Origin of the sequence: Psychromonas algicola, assembly GCF_004378355.1 — a bacterium.
Classification (GTDB): domain Bacteria; phylum Pseudomonadota; class Gammaproteobacteria; order Enterobacterales; family Psychromonadaceae; genus Psychromonas.
In genome coordinates this window covers 19,426-35,156 of the sequence record NZ_SNUB01000015.1, presented here as the reverse complement: position 1 = coordinate 35,156, position 15,731 = coordinate 19,426, and the positions used below count along the sequence as shown (strand labels likewise).

At 37.0% G+C, this 15,731-nt stretch carries 14 protein-coding genes; 1 reads left to right on the top strand and 13 read right to left on the bottom strand.

What is annotated here, in order from left to right; all coding sequences use genetic code 11:
- Positions 1 to 506 precede the first annotated feature (506 nt).
- The 10 genes from eno to lepA all read right to left on the bottom strand — a co-directional run bounded on the left by eno (position 507) and on the right by lepA (position 12,108).
- Entirely contained in the window at positions 507 to 1,805 is a 1,299-nt protein-coding gene (eno, locus tag E2R67_RS09185; protein WP_134290654.1) for a phosphopyruvate hydratase, read from the bottom strand.
- Positions 1,806 to 1,926: 121 nt separating this feature from the next.
- A complete protein-coding gene (gene pyrG, locus E2R67_RS09180; protein ID WP_134290653.1) occupies positions 1,927 to 3,564 on the bottom strand; it encodes a CTP synthase in 1,638 nt (545 codons plus the stop codon).
- A 276-nt stretch (positions 3,565 to 3,840) separates the two neighbouring features.
- A complete protein-coding gene (gene mazG, locus E2R67_RS09175; protein WP_134290652.1) occupies positions 3,841 to 4,650 on the bottom strand; it encodes a nucleoside triphosphate pyrophosphohydrolase in 810 nt (269 codons plus the stop codon).
- A gap of 61 nt (positions 4,651 to 4,711) precedes the next feature.
- Positions 4,712 to 5,938, bottom strand: coding sequence for an aminotransferase class V-fold PLP-dependent enzyme (locus E2R67_RS09170; RefSeq protein WP_134290651.1), 1,227 nt, complete (start codon positions 5,936 to 5,938; stop codon positions 4,712 to 4,714).
- 68 nt (positions 5,939 to 6,006) lie between these two features.
- On the bottom strand, positions 6,007 to 6,747 hold the full coding sequence (pdxJ, locus tag E2R67_RS09165) for a pyridoxine 5'-phosphate synthase (protein WP_134290650.1): 741 nt from the start codon (positions 6,745 to 6,747) through the stop codon (positions 6,007 to 6,009).
- 58 nt (positions 6,748 to 6,805) lie between these two features.
- Complete coding sequence (gene recO, locus E2R67_RS09160; protein ID WP_134290649.1) at positions 6,806 to 7,510, bottom strand: DNA repair protein RecO; 705 nt, start codon at positions 7,508 to 7,510, stop codon at positions 6,806 to 6,808.
- 48 nt (positions 7,511 to 7,558) lie between these two features.
- Positions 7,559 to 8,461 carry a GTPase Era gene (gene era, locus E2R67_RS09155; protein ID WP_134290648.1) on the bottom strand — a complete coding sequence of 301 codons (903 nt, stop codon included), beginning with the start codon at positions 8,459 to 8,461 and terminating at the stop codon, positions 7,559 to 7,561.
- Between the two features lie 61 nt (positions 8,462 to 8,522).
- Positions 8,523 to 9,209: a ribonuclease III gene (rnc, locus tag E2R67_RS09150; protein ID WP_134290647.1), complete on the bottom strand. Its 687-nt coding sequence runs from the start codon at positions 9,207 to 9,209 to the stop codon at positions 8,523 to 8,525.
- Entirely contained in the window at positions 9,206 to 10,126 is a 921-nt protein-coding gene (gene lepB / locus E2R67_RS09145) for a signal peptidase I (protein WP_134290646.1), read from the bottom strand. Before lepB ends, rnc begins: the two co-directional genes overlap by 4 nt.
- A 188-nt stretch (positions 10,127 to 10,314) precedes the next feature.
- The gene (gene lepA, locus E2R67_RS09140) at positions 10,315 to 12,108 is read right to left on the bottom strand and encodes a translation elongation factor 4 (protein WP_134290645.1); all 1,794 of its coding nucleotides are present in this window, start codon (positions 12,106 to 12,108) and stop codon (positions 10,315 to 10,317) included.
- A gap of 742 nt (positions 12,109 to 12,850) precedes the next feature.
- Between lepA and E2R67_RS09135 the strand changes: the two genes are divergently transcribed.
- Positions 12,851 to 13,309, top strand: a complete 459-nt coding sequence (locus tag E2R67_RS09135; RefSeq protein ID WP_134290644.1) for an RNA recognition motif domain-containing protein — start codon at positions 12,851 to 12,853, stop codon at positions 13,307 to 13,309.
- 108 nt (positions 13,310 to 13,417) lie between these two features.
- On the opposite strand, the gene E2R67_RS09130 is transcribed toward E2R67_RS09135, so the two are convergent.
- The 3 genes from E2R67_RS09130 to E2R67_RS09120 form a co-directional block, all read right to left on the bottom strand.
- Complete coding sequence (locus E2R67_RS09130) at positions 13,418 to 13,837, bottom strand: BLUF domain-containing protein (RefSeq protein ID WP_166739351.1); 420 nt, start codon at positions 13,835 to 13,837, stop codon at positions 13,418 to 13,420.
- A 121-nt stretch (positions 13,838 to 13,958) separates the two neighbouring features.
- Positions 13,959 to 14,282, bottom strand: a complete 324-nt coding sequence (locus E2R67_RS09125) for a hypothetical protein (protein ID WP_134290642.1) — start codon at positions 14,280 to 14,282, stop codon at positions 13,959 to 13,961.
- Positions 14,283 to 14,394: 112 nt separating this feature from the next.
- Positions 14,395 to 15,597, bottom strand: a complete 1,203-nt coding sequence (locus tag E2R67_RS09120; RefSeq protein ID WP_134290641.1) for a bifunctional alpha/beta hydrolase/OsmC family protein — start codon at positions 15,595 to 15,597, stop codon at positions 14,395 to 14,397.
- Positions 15,598 to 15,731: the final 134 nt, after the last annotated feature.

The window sequence follows — 15,731 nt, the reverse complement described above, 5'->3', positions numbered from 1 at the left end:
AGTTAATGGAGGTGCTAAGCACCAGTCAAATTACTGACCTTTAATTGCTTTAAGACTGAATTGAATAGAGGTGCTTTTGAAACGAATTGCAGGCAAAAAAAAATCCCCAACCTAAGTTGAGGATTTAAATCTTAAACGTTAAAAATTAGTTTCTATTTAAAGAATTACTGACCTTTAACTTCTTTAAGACTGAAGTGATGGAGGTGCTTTTGAAAAAGATTGTAGGCAAAAAAAATCCCTAACCTAAGTTGAGGATTTATAATCTTAAGCTTTAAAGCAGAATATCTAACTTAACCGAAGTTAAGAATAAATATTACTGACCTTTAACTTCTTTAAGACTGAAGTTAATGGAGGTGCTAAGCACCAGTCAAATTACTGACCTTTAATTGCTTTAAGACTGAATTGAATAGAGGTGCTTTTGAAACGAATTGCAGGCAAAAAAAAATCCCCAACCTAAGTTGAGGATTTAAATCTTAAACGTTAAAAATTAGTTTCTATTTAAAGAATTACTGACCTTTAACTTCTTTAAGACCATTGTATGGTGCTTTTGAACCTAGCGCTTCTTCGATACGTAGAAGTTGGTTGTACTTAGCTACACGGTCAGAACGGCTTAATGAACCCGTTTTGATTTGGCCAGCAGCTGTACCAACAGCTAAATCTGCAATTGTTGCATCTTCAGTTTCGCCTGAACGATGAGAGATAACAACAGTGAAACCAGCGTCTTTAGCCATTTTGATTGCTGCTAACGTTTCAGTTAGTGAACCAATTTGGTTAAATTTGATTAAGATTGAGTTAGCAATACCGTTGTCGATACCACGCTTAAGGATCTTAGTGTTTGTTACGAATAAATCGTCACCAACTAATTGGATTTTATCGCCAAGAAGTTTAGTTTGGTGTGCGAAACCATCCCAGTCAGACTCGTCAAGACCATCTTCGATAGAAACGATTGGGTATTGTTCAGTAAGCTCTTTAAGGAAGAAGTTGAATTCTTCTGAAGTGAATTTTTTACCTTCACCTTTAAGGTCGTAGATGTTTGCTTCTTTGTCGTAGAACTCAGATGCAGCACAATCCATCGCTAAAGTAATGTCTTTACCTAATTCGTAACCCGCATTTGCAACAGCAACTTTGATTGCAGCAAGTGCAGCTTCGTTTGAAGCTAGGTTAGGAGCAAAACCACCTTCATCACCAACAGCAGTTGAGTGACCGTCAGCTTTAAGTACTTTAGCTAGGCTATGGAATACTTCAGCACCCATACGTAAACCTTCACGGAACGTTGCAGCGCCAACAGGTTGGATCATGAATTCTTGGATGTCAACAGAGTTATCTGCATGCTCACCACCATTGATGATGTTCATCATTGGAAGAGGCATAGAGTAAACACCAGAAGTACCGTTTAAGTCAGCAATGTGAGCGTAAAGAGGTACTTTCTTAGAGATTGCAGCAGCTTTAGCAGCAGCTAGTGAAACAGCTAAGATAGCGTTTGCGCCAAATTTAGCTTTGTTTTCAGTACCGTCTAGGTCGATCATGATTTGGTCAAGCTCAGCTTGTGCTAATGCACTTTTGCCAGCTAGTGCTTCAGCGATTGGACCGTTTACAGCAGCAACAGCTTTAAGAACACCTTTACCTAGGTAACGTGCTTTGTCGCCGTCACGTAATTCAAGTGCTTCACGAGAACCAGTAGATGCACCAGAAGGCGCAGCAGCCATACCGATAGAACCATCAGCAAGATGAACTTCAGCTTCTACAGTTGGGTTACCACGTGAGTCCATGATTTCACGACCAAGTACTTTAACTATGTTTGACATGATTTTTCCTTTGTTTTAGTAAAAATAAAATTTAAAAATGCTTGTATCGGTTGCCATATAAAGCGGCAACCTTTTTATTGGGTAATTTTTTAACAAACTAATGTTATCTGGTCAATAAAAACTATGAAAAACGACCTTCTTGATGATCTATCGCAGCTTTTATGAACCCTTTGAACAATGGATGACCATCACGTGGTGTTGAAGTGAATTCCGGATGGAATTGCGCAGCAACGAACCAAGGATGATTTGGGTTTTCAATAATTTCAACTAACTTTTTATCTTCAGATAACCCTGTCACCTGTAATCCTGCTTTTTTCAGAATAGGTAATAAATTGTTATTAACTTCGTAACGATGACGATGACGCTCAAAAATTTCTTTGCTGCCATACATCTCTAATACTTTAGATCCTTCTTCTAAGTGACATTTCTGCGAACCAACACGCATCGTCCCACCAAGATCTGAATTTTCAGTACGTAATTCAACTTCACCTGATTTATCAATCCATTCAGTAATCAAACCAACAACAGGTTGCTCACAATCCACTTGGAATTCTGTTGAATGTGCATGATTAAGGCCAGCTACATTACGTGCAAACTCAATCAATGCCACTTGCATACCTAAACAAATGCCTAAGTATGGAATTTTATTTTCGCGAGCATATTGTGCCGCAAGAATTTTACCTTCGACACCGCGCTCACCAAATCCACCAGGGATTAAGATAGCATCAACCCCTTCTAGAATCGAGACGCCTTTGATCTCTACATCTTGTGAATCGATATATTTAATCTTCACTGAGGCTGCGCTTTTTAAGCCGCCATGTTTTAATGCTTCATTCACTGATTTGTATGCGTCTGGTAATTCAATATATTTACCAACCATACCGATAATAACTTCGCTGGTTGTGTTCGCTTCTTCAGAAACTACTTTTTCCCATTCGCTTAAGTCTGCTTCAGGACAATCTAACCCAAAGCGCTCAACACAAATTTGATCTAACCCTTGCTGTTTTAATAACGCAGGGATTTTGTAAATAGAATCAACATCACGTAATGAAATCACTGATTTTTCTTGAACATTACAGAACAATGCAATTTTAGCACGTTCATTTGCAGGGAAGCTGACTTCACTACGACAAATAAGAATATCTGGTTGAATACCTAAGCTGCGTAACTCTTTTACAGAATGTTGTGTTGGTTTAGTTTTCACTTCACCCGCAGTTTTTAAATAAGGTAACAAGGTTAAATGCATATACATCGCATTTTGAGGACCGACTTTAAGCCCTAATTGACGAATAGCTTCTAAGAAAGGTTGTGATTCAATATCACCCACAGTTCCGCCAAGCTCAACGATCGCAACATCATGGCCTTCACCGCCAGCAATAACACGAGCTTGAATTTCATTGGTAATGTGAGGAATCACCTGAATCGTTGCACCTAAGTAATCACCACGACGTTCTTTAGCTAATACATCAGAGTAAATACGTCCCGTTGTAAAGTTATTACGCTTAGTCATTTTGGTACGAATAAAGCGTTCGTAATGGCCTAAATCGAGATCGGTTTCAGCACCATCGTCGGTTACAAATACTTCACCATGCTGAGTTGGGCTCATTGTACCTGGGTCTACATTAATATACGGGTCAAGCTTTAGAATAGTTACATCTAAACCACGCGCTTCTAAAATTGCAGCAAGAGAGCCTGCAGCAATACCTTTACCAAGGGATGAAACTACGCCACCTGTTACGAATATATATTTTGTTGTCATAATAACCCTGAGCCATTAACAATGAGAATAAGAGTGCTAATCTCGCCATTAATAAAAACGTTTCACAGCAAAAAACTTCAGCTTATCAATAAGTGAAGTATGAGTATTGAAATGTGACCGCTTTATCAAAATGGAGAAAATTGAACATTTAGATGGGACAATAGTATAACAAGCACTGTAATTTTCGACAAACAATAAAAGTAGTTTATTGCTAATAAACTGCTTTTATTCGCTATCCATAAAGGAATTCAATATCTTAAATTCACACCGCTCAATTTATTTCTTTTTAATCTCATTCCAGATTGCATCTAACTCATTTAAAGTACACTCTCCCATTTCCTTTCCTAGGGATTTAACTTGCTTTTCTACCAAACGGAAACGATCTGAAAACTTATGATTAGCTTGGTTTAACACTTGCTCTGGATTAGCCTTTAAGTGACGAACAAGATTCACGTTAGCAAACAATAAATCCCCTAGCTCGTCAACAATACGTGCTTTTTGATCTGCTTCATTTAAATCCGTTCGTTTAACTTCTACCAACACTTCATCAATTTCTTCATGAATCTTAGCAATCACAGGCTCCAATTCAGTCCAATCAAAGCCGACACTGGCTGCACGTTTTTGAATTTTGTAAGCGCGTGTCATTGCGGGTAACGCTAATGGAATGTTATCTAAAATACTTTCTTCCACATTCAGTGATTTGGCTTTTTTAAGGCGTTCTTTTTCTTTCTCTGCTTCCCAATTCGCATTTATCTCTTCATCGCTTGTAAATTCAGAAGACGCGAATACGTGCGGATGGCGACGAATTAACTTTTCATTTAAGACTTCTAAAATATCATCAAACTCAAATAAGCCTTTTTCTTTGGCCATTTGCGCGTAAAAAACAACCTGAAACAATAAATCACCTAACTCACCTTTAAGATCATCAAAATCTTTATTCGCAATGGCATCAGCGACTTCATAAGCTTCTTCAATAGTATGTGGCACCACACTATCAAAGGTTTGCTTTAAATCCCATGGGCAACCTGTTTCAGGCGTTCTTAATTGTTCCATAATAGATAATAACTGAGTTAGATTAGCTGACATATTGGTTTCCGTAACACGATAAAATTAAACAATTAAAAGATGAAATAAGTTAGCTGATGAGTTAATCAACTAACAACTCAATGACTTTATTTAATGATGATATAAAAGCTTTCGCTTCATCAAGCGTATTATAAACTGAAAAAGACACGCGAACCGTGCCATTACAATGAAGGTGTTGCATTAAAGGCATCGCGCAATGTGCGCCACTTCTAACAGCTATGCCCTGTGCATTTAGTAACATAGCAATATCAGCACTATGTTCACCATTGACAATAAAACTAATTGCACCAGACTTAGCTACCCCATTAGCTAACACAGTTACCTCTGCTATTTGATTCAATGCATTTTCAGTATACTCGAGTAATTTTTTTTCATACTCTTCACATACGTTTCTATTTAAATCATTAACGAAATCAATGGCAGCACCTAAAGCGATGACTCCTGAAATATTAGGTGTTCCTGCTTCGAATTTAAAAGGGAGTTCATTGTAAGTTGTTTCTTCAAAACTTACGCTTTTAATCATTTCTCCCCCGCCCTGCCAGACAGGAAGCTTATTTAATAAATCATACTTTCCATATAAAACGCCAACTCCCGTAGGTGCAAACAATTTATGACCAGAGAAAAGATAAAAATCACAATCAAGTTGTTGCACATCTACAGCGAGATGCGCAACGGCTTGAGCACCATCAATAATGACTTTCGCTCCCTGTTGATGTGCTAATTCGGTAATGTCTTTTATAGGATTGATAATGCCCAATGCATTAGACACATGCGCAATAGAGACAAGTTTAGTTTTTACATTTAACAAACGTTGAAACGCTTGCATATCTAGAGTCTGCTCAGAAGCCAGCGGAACAACTCGAATAACAGCCCCCGTTTTTGATGCAAGTAATTGCCATGGAACGATATTCGCATGGTGCTCTAGCGCACTAATGATGATTTCATCGCCCGCAGTTAATTGTTCAGCAAACACATTAGCTAACAAATTAATGCCTTCCGTTGTGCCTTTGGTCCAAATAATTTCTTCAGAACGCTGAGCATTCAGAAATGACTTCACTTTCTCACGGCTTGCTTCAAACAATTGTGTTGAGCGATTACTTAATGCATGGCTAGCGCGATGCACATTAGCATTACTGTGTAGGTAATAATCGCAAATAGCATCAATAACGGATTGTGGTTTTTGTGTTGTTGCGGCGTTATCAAGATACACCAAAGGGTGATCATTAACGTGCTGATCTAAAATAGGAAATTGGTTACGTAACTGTTCAATATAAGATGCTGAACTCAACGGACACCTCTAGCGGGAAAATATAGATATGAAGATTAGCCACTCATTAGAGTGGCTAACAACATGAATTAAAGGCTATGGTTTCGACCTTCAACCATTAAACGTTTCATTTCACTGACTGCGGTTGCAAAACCATCAACTAAAGCACGTGCAACAATGGCATGACCAATATTTAATTCGATAATTTCAGGCAAGGCTGCAATCGGTTTTACATTATGATAATTCAAACCATGACCGGCATTAACTTTAATGCCAGCTTGTTGTGCATAAGTAGCTGCTTTAGCCACACGTGCTAATTCAGCTTCTTGAATTTCATCGCTTTCAGCATCTGCATACTGACCTGTATGTAATTCAACATAAGCGGCTTTCATTTTAACGGCAGCATCAATTTGATCGGCTTCGGGATCAATAAACAAACTCACTTGAATATTAGCGGCATTCAAACGATTAACAGCATCAGCAATTTTATCGTAATTGCCGACCACATCTAATCCACCTTCTGTTGTCAATTCTTCACGCTTTTCAGGCACCAAACAGACAAAGGTAGGTTTAGTTTGAATAGCAATTTCAACCATTTCTTCGGTCACAGCCATTTCAAGATTCATACGTGTTTGTAATGTTTGTGCTAAAACAGCCACATCACGATCATGAATATGTCGACGATCTTCACGTAAATGAATAGTAATGCCATCGGCACCAGAAGTTTCAGCAACAGCTGCTAAATGTGCAGGCTCTGGATAACATGTACCACGTGCATTACGAAGTGTTGCAACATGATCGATATTCACGCCCAATAAAATTTTGCTCATGCTTTTTCCTTAATTTATCTGTTTATTTTAGTTAACCGCATAGACTTCGTTATTTAAATTATTTACCAGCTGCAAATAAAGTACGACTATGCAAGGGTTTATCACCTAATAATTCAGCTAACGCTTGACGACAAAAGCGTTTAGCCATTTTTAATGTTGCTTCACTATCGAGTTCACGTTGAGATAAATTGATAATATCTTGCCCATCATAAACCTGTTTAGGATTACAGATAGCTTGTTTTGCAAAAAAACCAAGTTGTTGTTTATATTGATATTCAAAACCAGATTCGATCACTTGATCACTATAAACATCACGATCAAAATTAATGCCGTAACCCAATGTTTCTAATAATGTTAATTCAAATAAACGTAATGATTTTTGTGGGTCTTGATCGCGTGCAATGCTAATTAATGTTTTTTGATAACATTCAAACAGGCCGTCGCAGGCCGTTTCTGCTTGTAGCAGGCGATATAATAATTCATTAATATACATAGCAATATATAAACGTTGGCCATGTAGAGGGACAACTTGTGTTTGTGCCTCTAGCGACTTAACGGTTTTTAAACTGCCACGACCAAAGTAACTTGCCAGTAATAATGTAAAAGGCTGAGCCATACCGCGTTTCATTCGCGTACTGCTTCGCCCTCCTTTAAAAACTAAACTCACTTTTCCTACATCCTGACAAAACAAATCGACGATTTGACTTGTTTCTCCGTAAGGACGGCGATGTAGTATAAATGCATTGTGGCACTCTATTGACATAATAAACGCCGCTTAAATGTTAGTGTTCTAAAAGCTAACTAGTTACGATTAGCCGCTATAATCATCGCCGTAACCTAATGAGCGTAATGCTCGATCATCATCAGCCCAACCTGATTTCACTTTAACCCAAATCTCTAAAAAGACTTTTGCATCAAATAACTCTTCCATATCAATACGGGCTTGTTTGCCAATGGCTTTTAATTTTTCGCCTTTGTTACCAATAACCATACGTTTTTGACCATCACGCTCAACCAAAATCAATGCATTAATATGTAATAAACCATTCGCTTTTTGCTTAAACTGTTCTATTTCAACAGTCACAGAATACGGTAATTCATCGCCTAAAAAGCGCATTAATTTTTCACGAACAATCTCTGACGCCATAAAACGAGAAGAACGGTCGGTAATGTAATCATCCGGAAAATAAAACTCCGATTCAGGCAATACCGCTTTTGACCATTCACGTATTTTTTCAACGTTATCACCTGACTTAGCTGACATAGGTAAAATATGAGCGAAATTGTAAAGCTTACCTATTTTTTGTAGGTGCGGTAATAACAGCTCTTTATCTTCAACGTTATCAATTTTGTTCACAGCCAAAACCACAGGACATTTTAGGTATTCAAATTTTTTCAATACCATTTCATCATCGGCAGTCCAATGCGTCCCTTCCACAACAAATACGATCATTTCAACATCGTTAATTGAACTGGATGCAGCACGATTCATTAAACGGTTAATGGCACGTTTTTCTTCGATATGTAATCCCGGTGTATCAACAAACACAGTTTGATAATCACCATCGGTATCAATACCTAAAATACGGTGACGCGTTGTTTGCGCTTTACGAGAAGTAATACTTACTTTTTGTCCAAGCAGTGCATTAATAAGTGTCGACTTACCTACATTAGGACGCCCGACGATTGCGACTAAGCCACATTTTTGTGTCATTATTTAGCTCCTAAATAGATGATAGTTAAGTTTAAAACAGTCAAGTTGTTAGTTGAAAACATTATTGCTCACCTAACAAGGCAGTTAACATTGCTTCTGCAGCAATTTGTTCTGCTTTACGACGACTTGTACCTTTACCTTGCACTTTTTCCATACCTTCAATCTCGCAGCTCATAGTGAACTGTTGATTATGCGCTTCACCTTTTACATCAAGCACTTCGTAAACAGGTAATGCTTGTTTACGTGACTGTAAATGTTCTTGTAAACGTGTTTTAGGATCTTTCTGGCTAATGCCTGGTTTAATTGTATTTAAACGACTATCAAACCAACTTAATACTAGTTTATTAACTGTATCAATATCAGAATCTAAGAAAACAGCACCAATAATGGCTTCGACGCCGTCTGCAATAATTGAATCACGGCGGAATCCACCACTTTTTAATTCACCAGGACCTAAGATCAAACAATCACTTAGCACAAACTCTCGTCCCACTTCCGATAGCATTTTCCCACACACTAAAGTGGCACGCATACGGCTTAAATCACCTTCATCTACTTTTGGAAAGCGAGCATATAAATCAGTGGAAATAACAAAACTTAAAATAGAATCACCCAGAAATTCTAAGCGTTCATTATGTAAACCTAAAGCACTACGATGCGTTAAGGCTTGTTTTAACAACGAAAAATCTGAAAACTGGTAACCAATTCTTTTTTCTAAACGTTTTAACTCTTCTTCTTTAATGTTCATTTAATACTACCTATACGTTCGAAACGCACATTTGATGGGATCCAGCTTGGTAAGAAGCTATCCGCACCATTTTCAAATTCAAAACTTATCCATTTAGCAACCGCTTTACCGACTAAATTGCGCTCAGGAACAAATCCCCAGAAACGACTATCGCGGCTATTGTCACGGTTATCTCCCATCACGAAATAATTACCTTCAGGCACAACCCATTCATAGGCATAAGTATTTACATCTGACTGCTGATAGTAAGCATTTACCGGTTCTCTACGTTTTGGGTTAATTAATAACTGATGTTCAGCTTCGCCCAATGTTTCTGTATACACTTGCATAGTGTCACTTTCGTGTTTGAAGTTCTCATCACCTATGAAACTCATATCAAGCGCTTTATAATCACCACACTTGGCTTCATTACAAGCAGGAATTAAATATAATTGTTTATCTTTATAAACCACTCGGTCACCCGGTAAACCAACAACACGCTTGATAAAATCAATACGTTGATCTTCAGGGTATTTAAACACAGCAACATCACCTCTTTTAGGATGCCCAGTAGGAATCAAGGTTGTTTGCCATACAGGTTCTTTTATTCCGTATGAAAACTTTTCAACTAATATAAAATCCCCCACCAATAATGTTGGCATCATCGAGCCAGATGGAATTTGAAAAGGTTCATAAATAAACGAACGCAAAATAAAAACAACAGCAATCACTGGGAATAACCCACGAGCATTTTCAACAATTGGATTTTCTGGAACCATTTTTGCGAGCGTTTTATCATCTAATTCAATTTCAGAGCGCGCACGTAAATCTGCATAGGCTTGTTTACGCTTTTTAGCCCATTTAATTTTATCTAAAACCCAAACAAAGCCAGTTGTAATGGTCAAGATGACTAAGATTAATGCAAATGTATTTGCCATTTTATTTCCTATTAATTTTTTAAATCAGATTACTTAATTACTTTGATTCGCTCATGAGGTGACCGCACAAGTATTCATTACGCTTAACTAATATGACTCGTTTAAAACACAAAATGCGCAAGTTAACCAACCTGCGCATTAATTTTTATTTCATCACTAACTTAAGTATTGTTAGTGTTTAGAAATGTCTAATCTTTGCCGATATGAAGTACAGCTAAGAACGCTTCTTGAGGCACATCTACATTACCTACAGACTTCATACGTTTTTTACCTTCTTTCTGTTTCTTCAATAGTTTTTTCTTACGGCTGATATCGCCACCATAACATTTTGCTAATACGTTTTTAGTTAATTGCTTAACTGTTGAACGTGCAATGATTTTACTCCCAATCGCTGCTTGTATCGCAATATTAAACATTTGACGAGGGATCAAATCTTTCATTTTTTCAACTAAATCTCGTCCGTAAGATTCTGAGTTATCTCGGTGCGTGATTAAAGCTAATGCATCAACACGATCGCCATTGATCATGACATCAACACGCACCATATCAGCCAACTGAAAACGGCTAAAGTTATATTCAAGTGAGGCATAACCACGACTTGTAGATTTTAATCTATCAAAGAAATCCAATACCACTTCACCCATTGGAATTTCATAAGTCAATGCAACTTGTTTGCCGTGATAAGCCATTTTAGTTTGTACGCCACGTTTACCGATACATAAGGTTATAACATTCCCTAAATAATCTTGTGGTACTAAAATATTACACTCTGCAATTGGCTCACGGATCTCTTTAATATTGTTCGTTGGTGGTAATTTAGCAGGGCTATCAACGTACTCTACTTCACCATTATTTTGTTCAACTTCATAAATTACAGTCGGAGCAGTTGTGATCAAGTCAATATCATACTCTCGCTCTAAACGTTCCTGGATAATTTCCATGTGTAGTAAACCAAGGAAACCACAACGGAAACCAAATCCCAATGCAGATGAATTCTCTGGTTCATATAATAATGAAGCATCATTAATGCTTAGTTTACCCAATGCATCACGGAAGTTCTCATAGTCATCAGAACTCACTGGGAATAATCCAGCATACACTTGCGGTTGAACACGTTTAAAACCAGGTAAAGCTTTAGGTGATGGATTATCCGCTAATGTTAATGTATCCCCTACTGGCGCACCTAAAATATCTTTGATGCCGGAAATAACATAACCTACTTCACCTGCTTTTAAGATACCTGTTTCTTTTTGTTTTGGCGTAAAGTAACCCACTTTAGTCACTAAATGAACTTGACCAGTAGTCATCACTTTCATTTTATCGCCAACTTTAATTTGGCCGTGTTTAATACGCACTAATGAAACAACACCTTGGTAGTTATCAAACCACGAATCAATAATTAACGCCTGTAGAGGTGCATCAAGGTCACCTTCTGGTGGCGGAATCATGCGTACGATTTCTTCTAAAACTAAGTCGATACCTAAACCTGTTTTCGCAGAACAACGAACAGCTTCTGTTGCATCAATACCTACAATGTCTTCAATTTCTTCTGCAACGCGATCAGGTTCAGCAGCTGGTAAGTCGATTTTATTTAAGATAGGAACCACTTCCAGATCCATCTCTAATGCTGTGTAACAGTTTGCTAATGTTTGCGCTTCAACACCCTGTCCGGCATCAACAACCAATAAGGCACCTTCACAAGCGGCTAAAGAACGCGATACTTCGTATGAAAAATCCACGTGTCCCGGCGTATCGATAAAGTTAAGCTGATAAGTTTCACCATCTTTTGCTTTATAATCCAAAGTAACACTTTGTGCTTTGATCGTGATACCACGTTCTCGCTCAATATCCATAGAATCAGTTACTTGCGCTTCCATTTCGCGCTCAGTCAACCCACCACAAGTACTGATTAAACGATCTGACAAGGTTGATTTACCATGGTCGATATGAGCAATGATTGAAAAGTTACGAATATTTTTCATGAATACTATAAATACCTTTTTAGTGACTATATGTGTATTGCAGACAACTTAAGAAGTTATTAAGAACCATCTGCTTAACTACATTTATAGAAGTTTTTAGCTATTTTGATGCTTATTTTTGATGTCTAGTGTTAACGCGCCTATTTTACGCATCTTAATTGCCGTGCATTCTAGCGAATTTCTGTTTTAATCGCCATCTTTAAACGCTTATCCCCGTTATCTTGTAAGGTGTAAAATTTAGTAGGTTATGAGGCCAACGGATTGTAGATAAAAAGTTTGAACATTGTAATCCACAATCCTTCATTTAAACCAAGTAAATAGATCATTTTATCACTATAAAATGTCTTTTTTAGCGACCATCAAATAACATAATTGTAACAATAATGTATTTATAGCGTCTTTAATGTTTAAAATTTAGCCGAGATAAATCATTCACTTTTTCAGTTTTTTAAAAACTTGGACACAAAAAAGGCACTAAATGTTCATAATTCAATCACAAACAGCGTGGTTTGCTTCACATTTCCAACTTTTGTTGAACAAGATTAAACATGATGTTGTAATCTATTAACGCTAAAACAGTTTTTTAACATACAATAGTAACGCTTTTAATGGATTATCCATGGCAAGGAGTTAGCCTGTATTCTCAAAAGCACTATATTAGTATGCTTAATTCAATCTGTTTTGGATTTTCGCTTACGTTTTCAATTCTTTTCTTTTTATTATTTTTTGAGGTTATTAAATTATGAAATCTAACACACCAGTGTTGCTTTCTGTTGCAGTTGCTTTAATCGGTGCTGCAGCCATTACTTTACTTCCAATCAATCTGAACGGTGCAGCTTTATTCGCAATTGGTTCTGTTATCAGTGGTTTTGCAATCCAAATCGCACACATAAGTAAAGGAACATCAGCTTCAAGTGCAACTGAAGGTGATTTTGCAACAACAACTCTCTATGTAGGTAACTTACCTTACCGTGCAAACGAAATGGCTATCCGCACATTATTTTCAGAACAAGGTAAAGTTATTTCAGTACGTTTAATGAAAGACAAACACACAGGTAAACGCCGTGGTTTTGGTTTTGTTGAAATGCCTGAGCAAGATGCAGCACGTGCTATTGAAGCTTTAAATGAACAAGAATTCCAAGAACGTTCATTAAAAGTACGTGAAGCAAATGAACGCACTCCGCGTGAAGATGCTCGTTAGTACTGGCTAGAAATACAAAAAGCCCGAGAATATTTATTATTCTCGGGCTTTTTTTTACCCTTCAATTTGTTAGACAAGGCTATTTTTGAACTATGGGGCTTGGTACCACTAAATAGTTTCTAATAAGGAAAGAAATGTTTTTTTACCGCGATTTTGATTATCTACTAACATGCTTATCGCAGAAGCTTTTTGTTCATTTCCCTCATAGTCTACGGCAATCATTTTAATTGCTTTATCGTCTAAATGTTTTAATGCCATCGACCATCCGCAGAAAGCTCTCTCTTCTATATCACCTTGATAAAAAACATTAACACTAGTGTGTCTGTTATCTTCTAAAATAGTTTGAAATAAAGTTTCCACTACTTCTTTTTCACCTTCTAGAATTTGCATGATCTCTCGTTCGTGATAAATCATCATGCCGGTAATACCAAGCAGCTTATTTTTTAACCTTGCGCTTTCTAATAACTCGACCAATTCAGCATGAGTTAATCCTGAAGGAGAAAGGCTTGTGTAAAGTAATTCAAACATGATGAAAACCTATTATTAATCTATAAAAATAAACACTTGTGTAAAACGACTCTTATAGTGTAGACCATAGCTTATAATAAAGACTTACGTTAACGAGACAGCGAGCAGTGATGGGTTAAATTCAAGAAGCAAAAAGAAATAAAACAACCATAGAGATGAGCATTAAAAAAATGGGGATAAATACAAATTTACTTTTATAGTGTTTCACTAAAAAAAGAGAGATAAACACAAGGTTAATGACAGCTGTACATAAGATAATAATATTGGAAACAATTGCAGGAAAAATTAACGATGCTCTACTAGCAAGTAAACCAACTAGCGCAACAATCGCAATATTTTTATCATGAAAAAAGGCTTGAAGTAATAAAAACGCAAGCGAGCAAACACCAATGAACCCTACTAATATCAAACCTAAGTTATATTCTAAGAGAAAATTAAGATCCATCACCATCACCTTATTGATATTAACAATATATTGATCAACCTAATTATCTAGCAATAAAACAATAATAAGGTTGATCAATAACGAATAAAACTCAAAATAAATATTTTTAGTTTTATTCTACTAGTTTACTGACGACAGCTACATTGCTATGCAGAGTTTTATGCACAGGGCATTTATCTGCAATTTCTAAGAAGCGTTGTTTTTGTTGTTCGTCTAAATCACCTACAAAGCTAATGTTACGTACAATCGCTTCTAAGCCATTCTTTTCTTCGCAGTTATTACAATCATCTTGATAATTGCGTGTATGCGTTAATTGAACCTTGATATGTTCTATCGGCAGTTTTTTACGCTCTGCATACATTCTTAAGGTCATGGAAGTACATGCGCCTAATCCAGCCAATAGATGTTCGTATGGATCTGGGCCAGTATTACTGCCACCTACTTTAACCGGTTCATCAGCTAACCAATAGTGGCTTGAAGTACTTACGTGTTGTGCAAATTTATGATCTTTCTCTTCTACTAGAACATGGCCTTTAGGCACTTTGCTTTGGTAGGCATCTGTATCACTTGATGCATATCGACTTGCCCATGCGGCAATAACATCGGCTGCATATTCAGCGTCGTTTTTATTGGTTAATAAATGATCGGCGGTATCTAAACTAACGAAACTTTTAGGATGAAATGCAGATTGGTATATTTTTTCCGCTTCGGTGATTTTAACAATGCTATCAATAGGAGAATGCATCACTAGTAGCGCTTTTTTAAGCTTACTAATATGACTATTGCCATAGCTATTAATATCATCTAAGAATTGTTTTTGAATTTTAAATTTTCGCCCTGCAAGGTTAACTTCAGCTTCACCATGAGCTTCAATATCATCAATATGAGCTGCAAAGTTATGTGCAACATGTGCCGCATCAGATGGCGCGCCGATTGTCACAACGGCAACTGATTCCGGTACTTTCGTTGCAACGCCTAATACAGCGGCACCACCTAAACTATGACCAATTAATAACTTAGGTGCGCGATATTCTTTACGTAAAAAGTCAGCGGCAGCAACGAGATCTTGCACATTAGAAGAGAAGTTAGTGTTTGCAAAGTCACCATCACTATTGCCTAAACCAGTAAAATCAAAGCGCAAAACCGCGATTCCCTTTGCTGTTAGTGCGCGACTAATACGAGATGCTGCAGCAACATCTTTACCACAGGTAAAACAATGCGCAAACAAGGCATAAAATTTAACATTTGATTCTGGTGTTTCTAACAATCCACTCAAAGTGTGATTGCCACTTTTGAATTCGACTTTTTGACGCATAAATAATCCCTTTAAATAGCTATATATTAAGCATTAATTCTTTCAACAATAAGATCCACTGTACACATTCAATATAGTAGAAACAACGGAAAAACACATGATTAACTAACGCAATAAAACTCTTTATATAACTT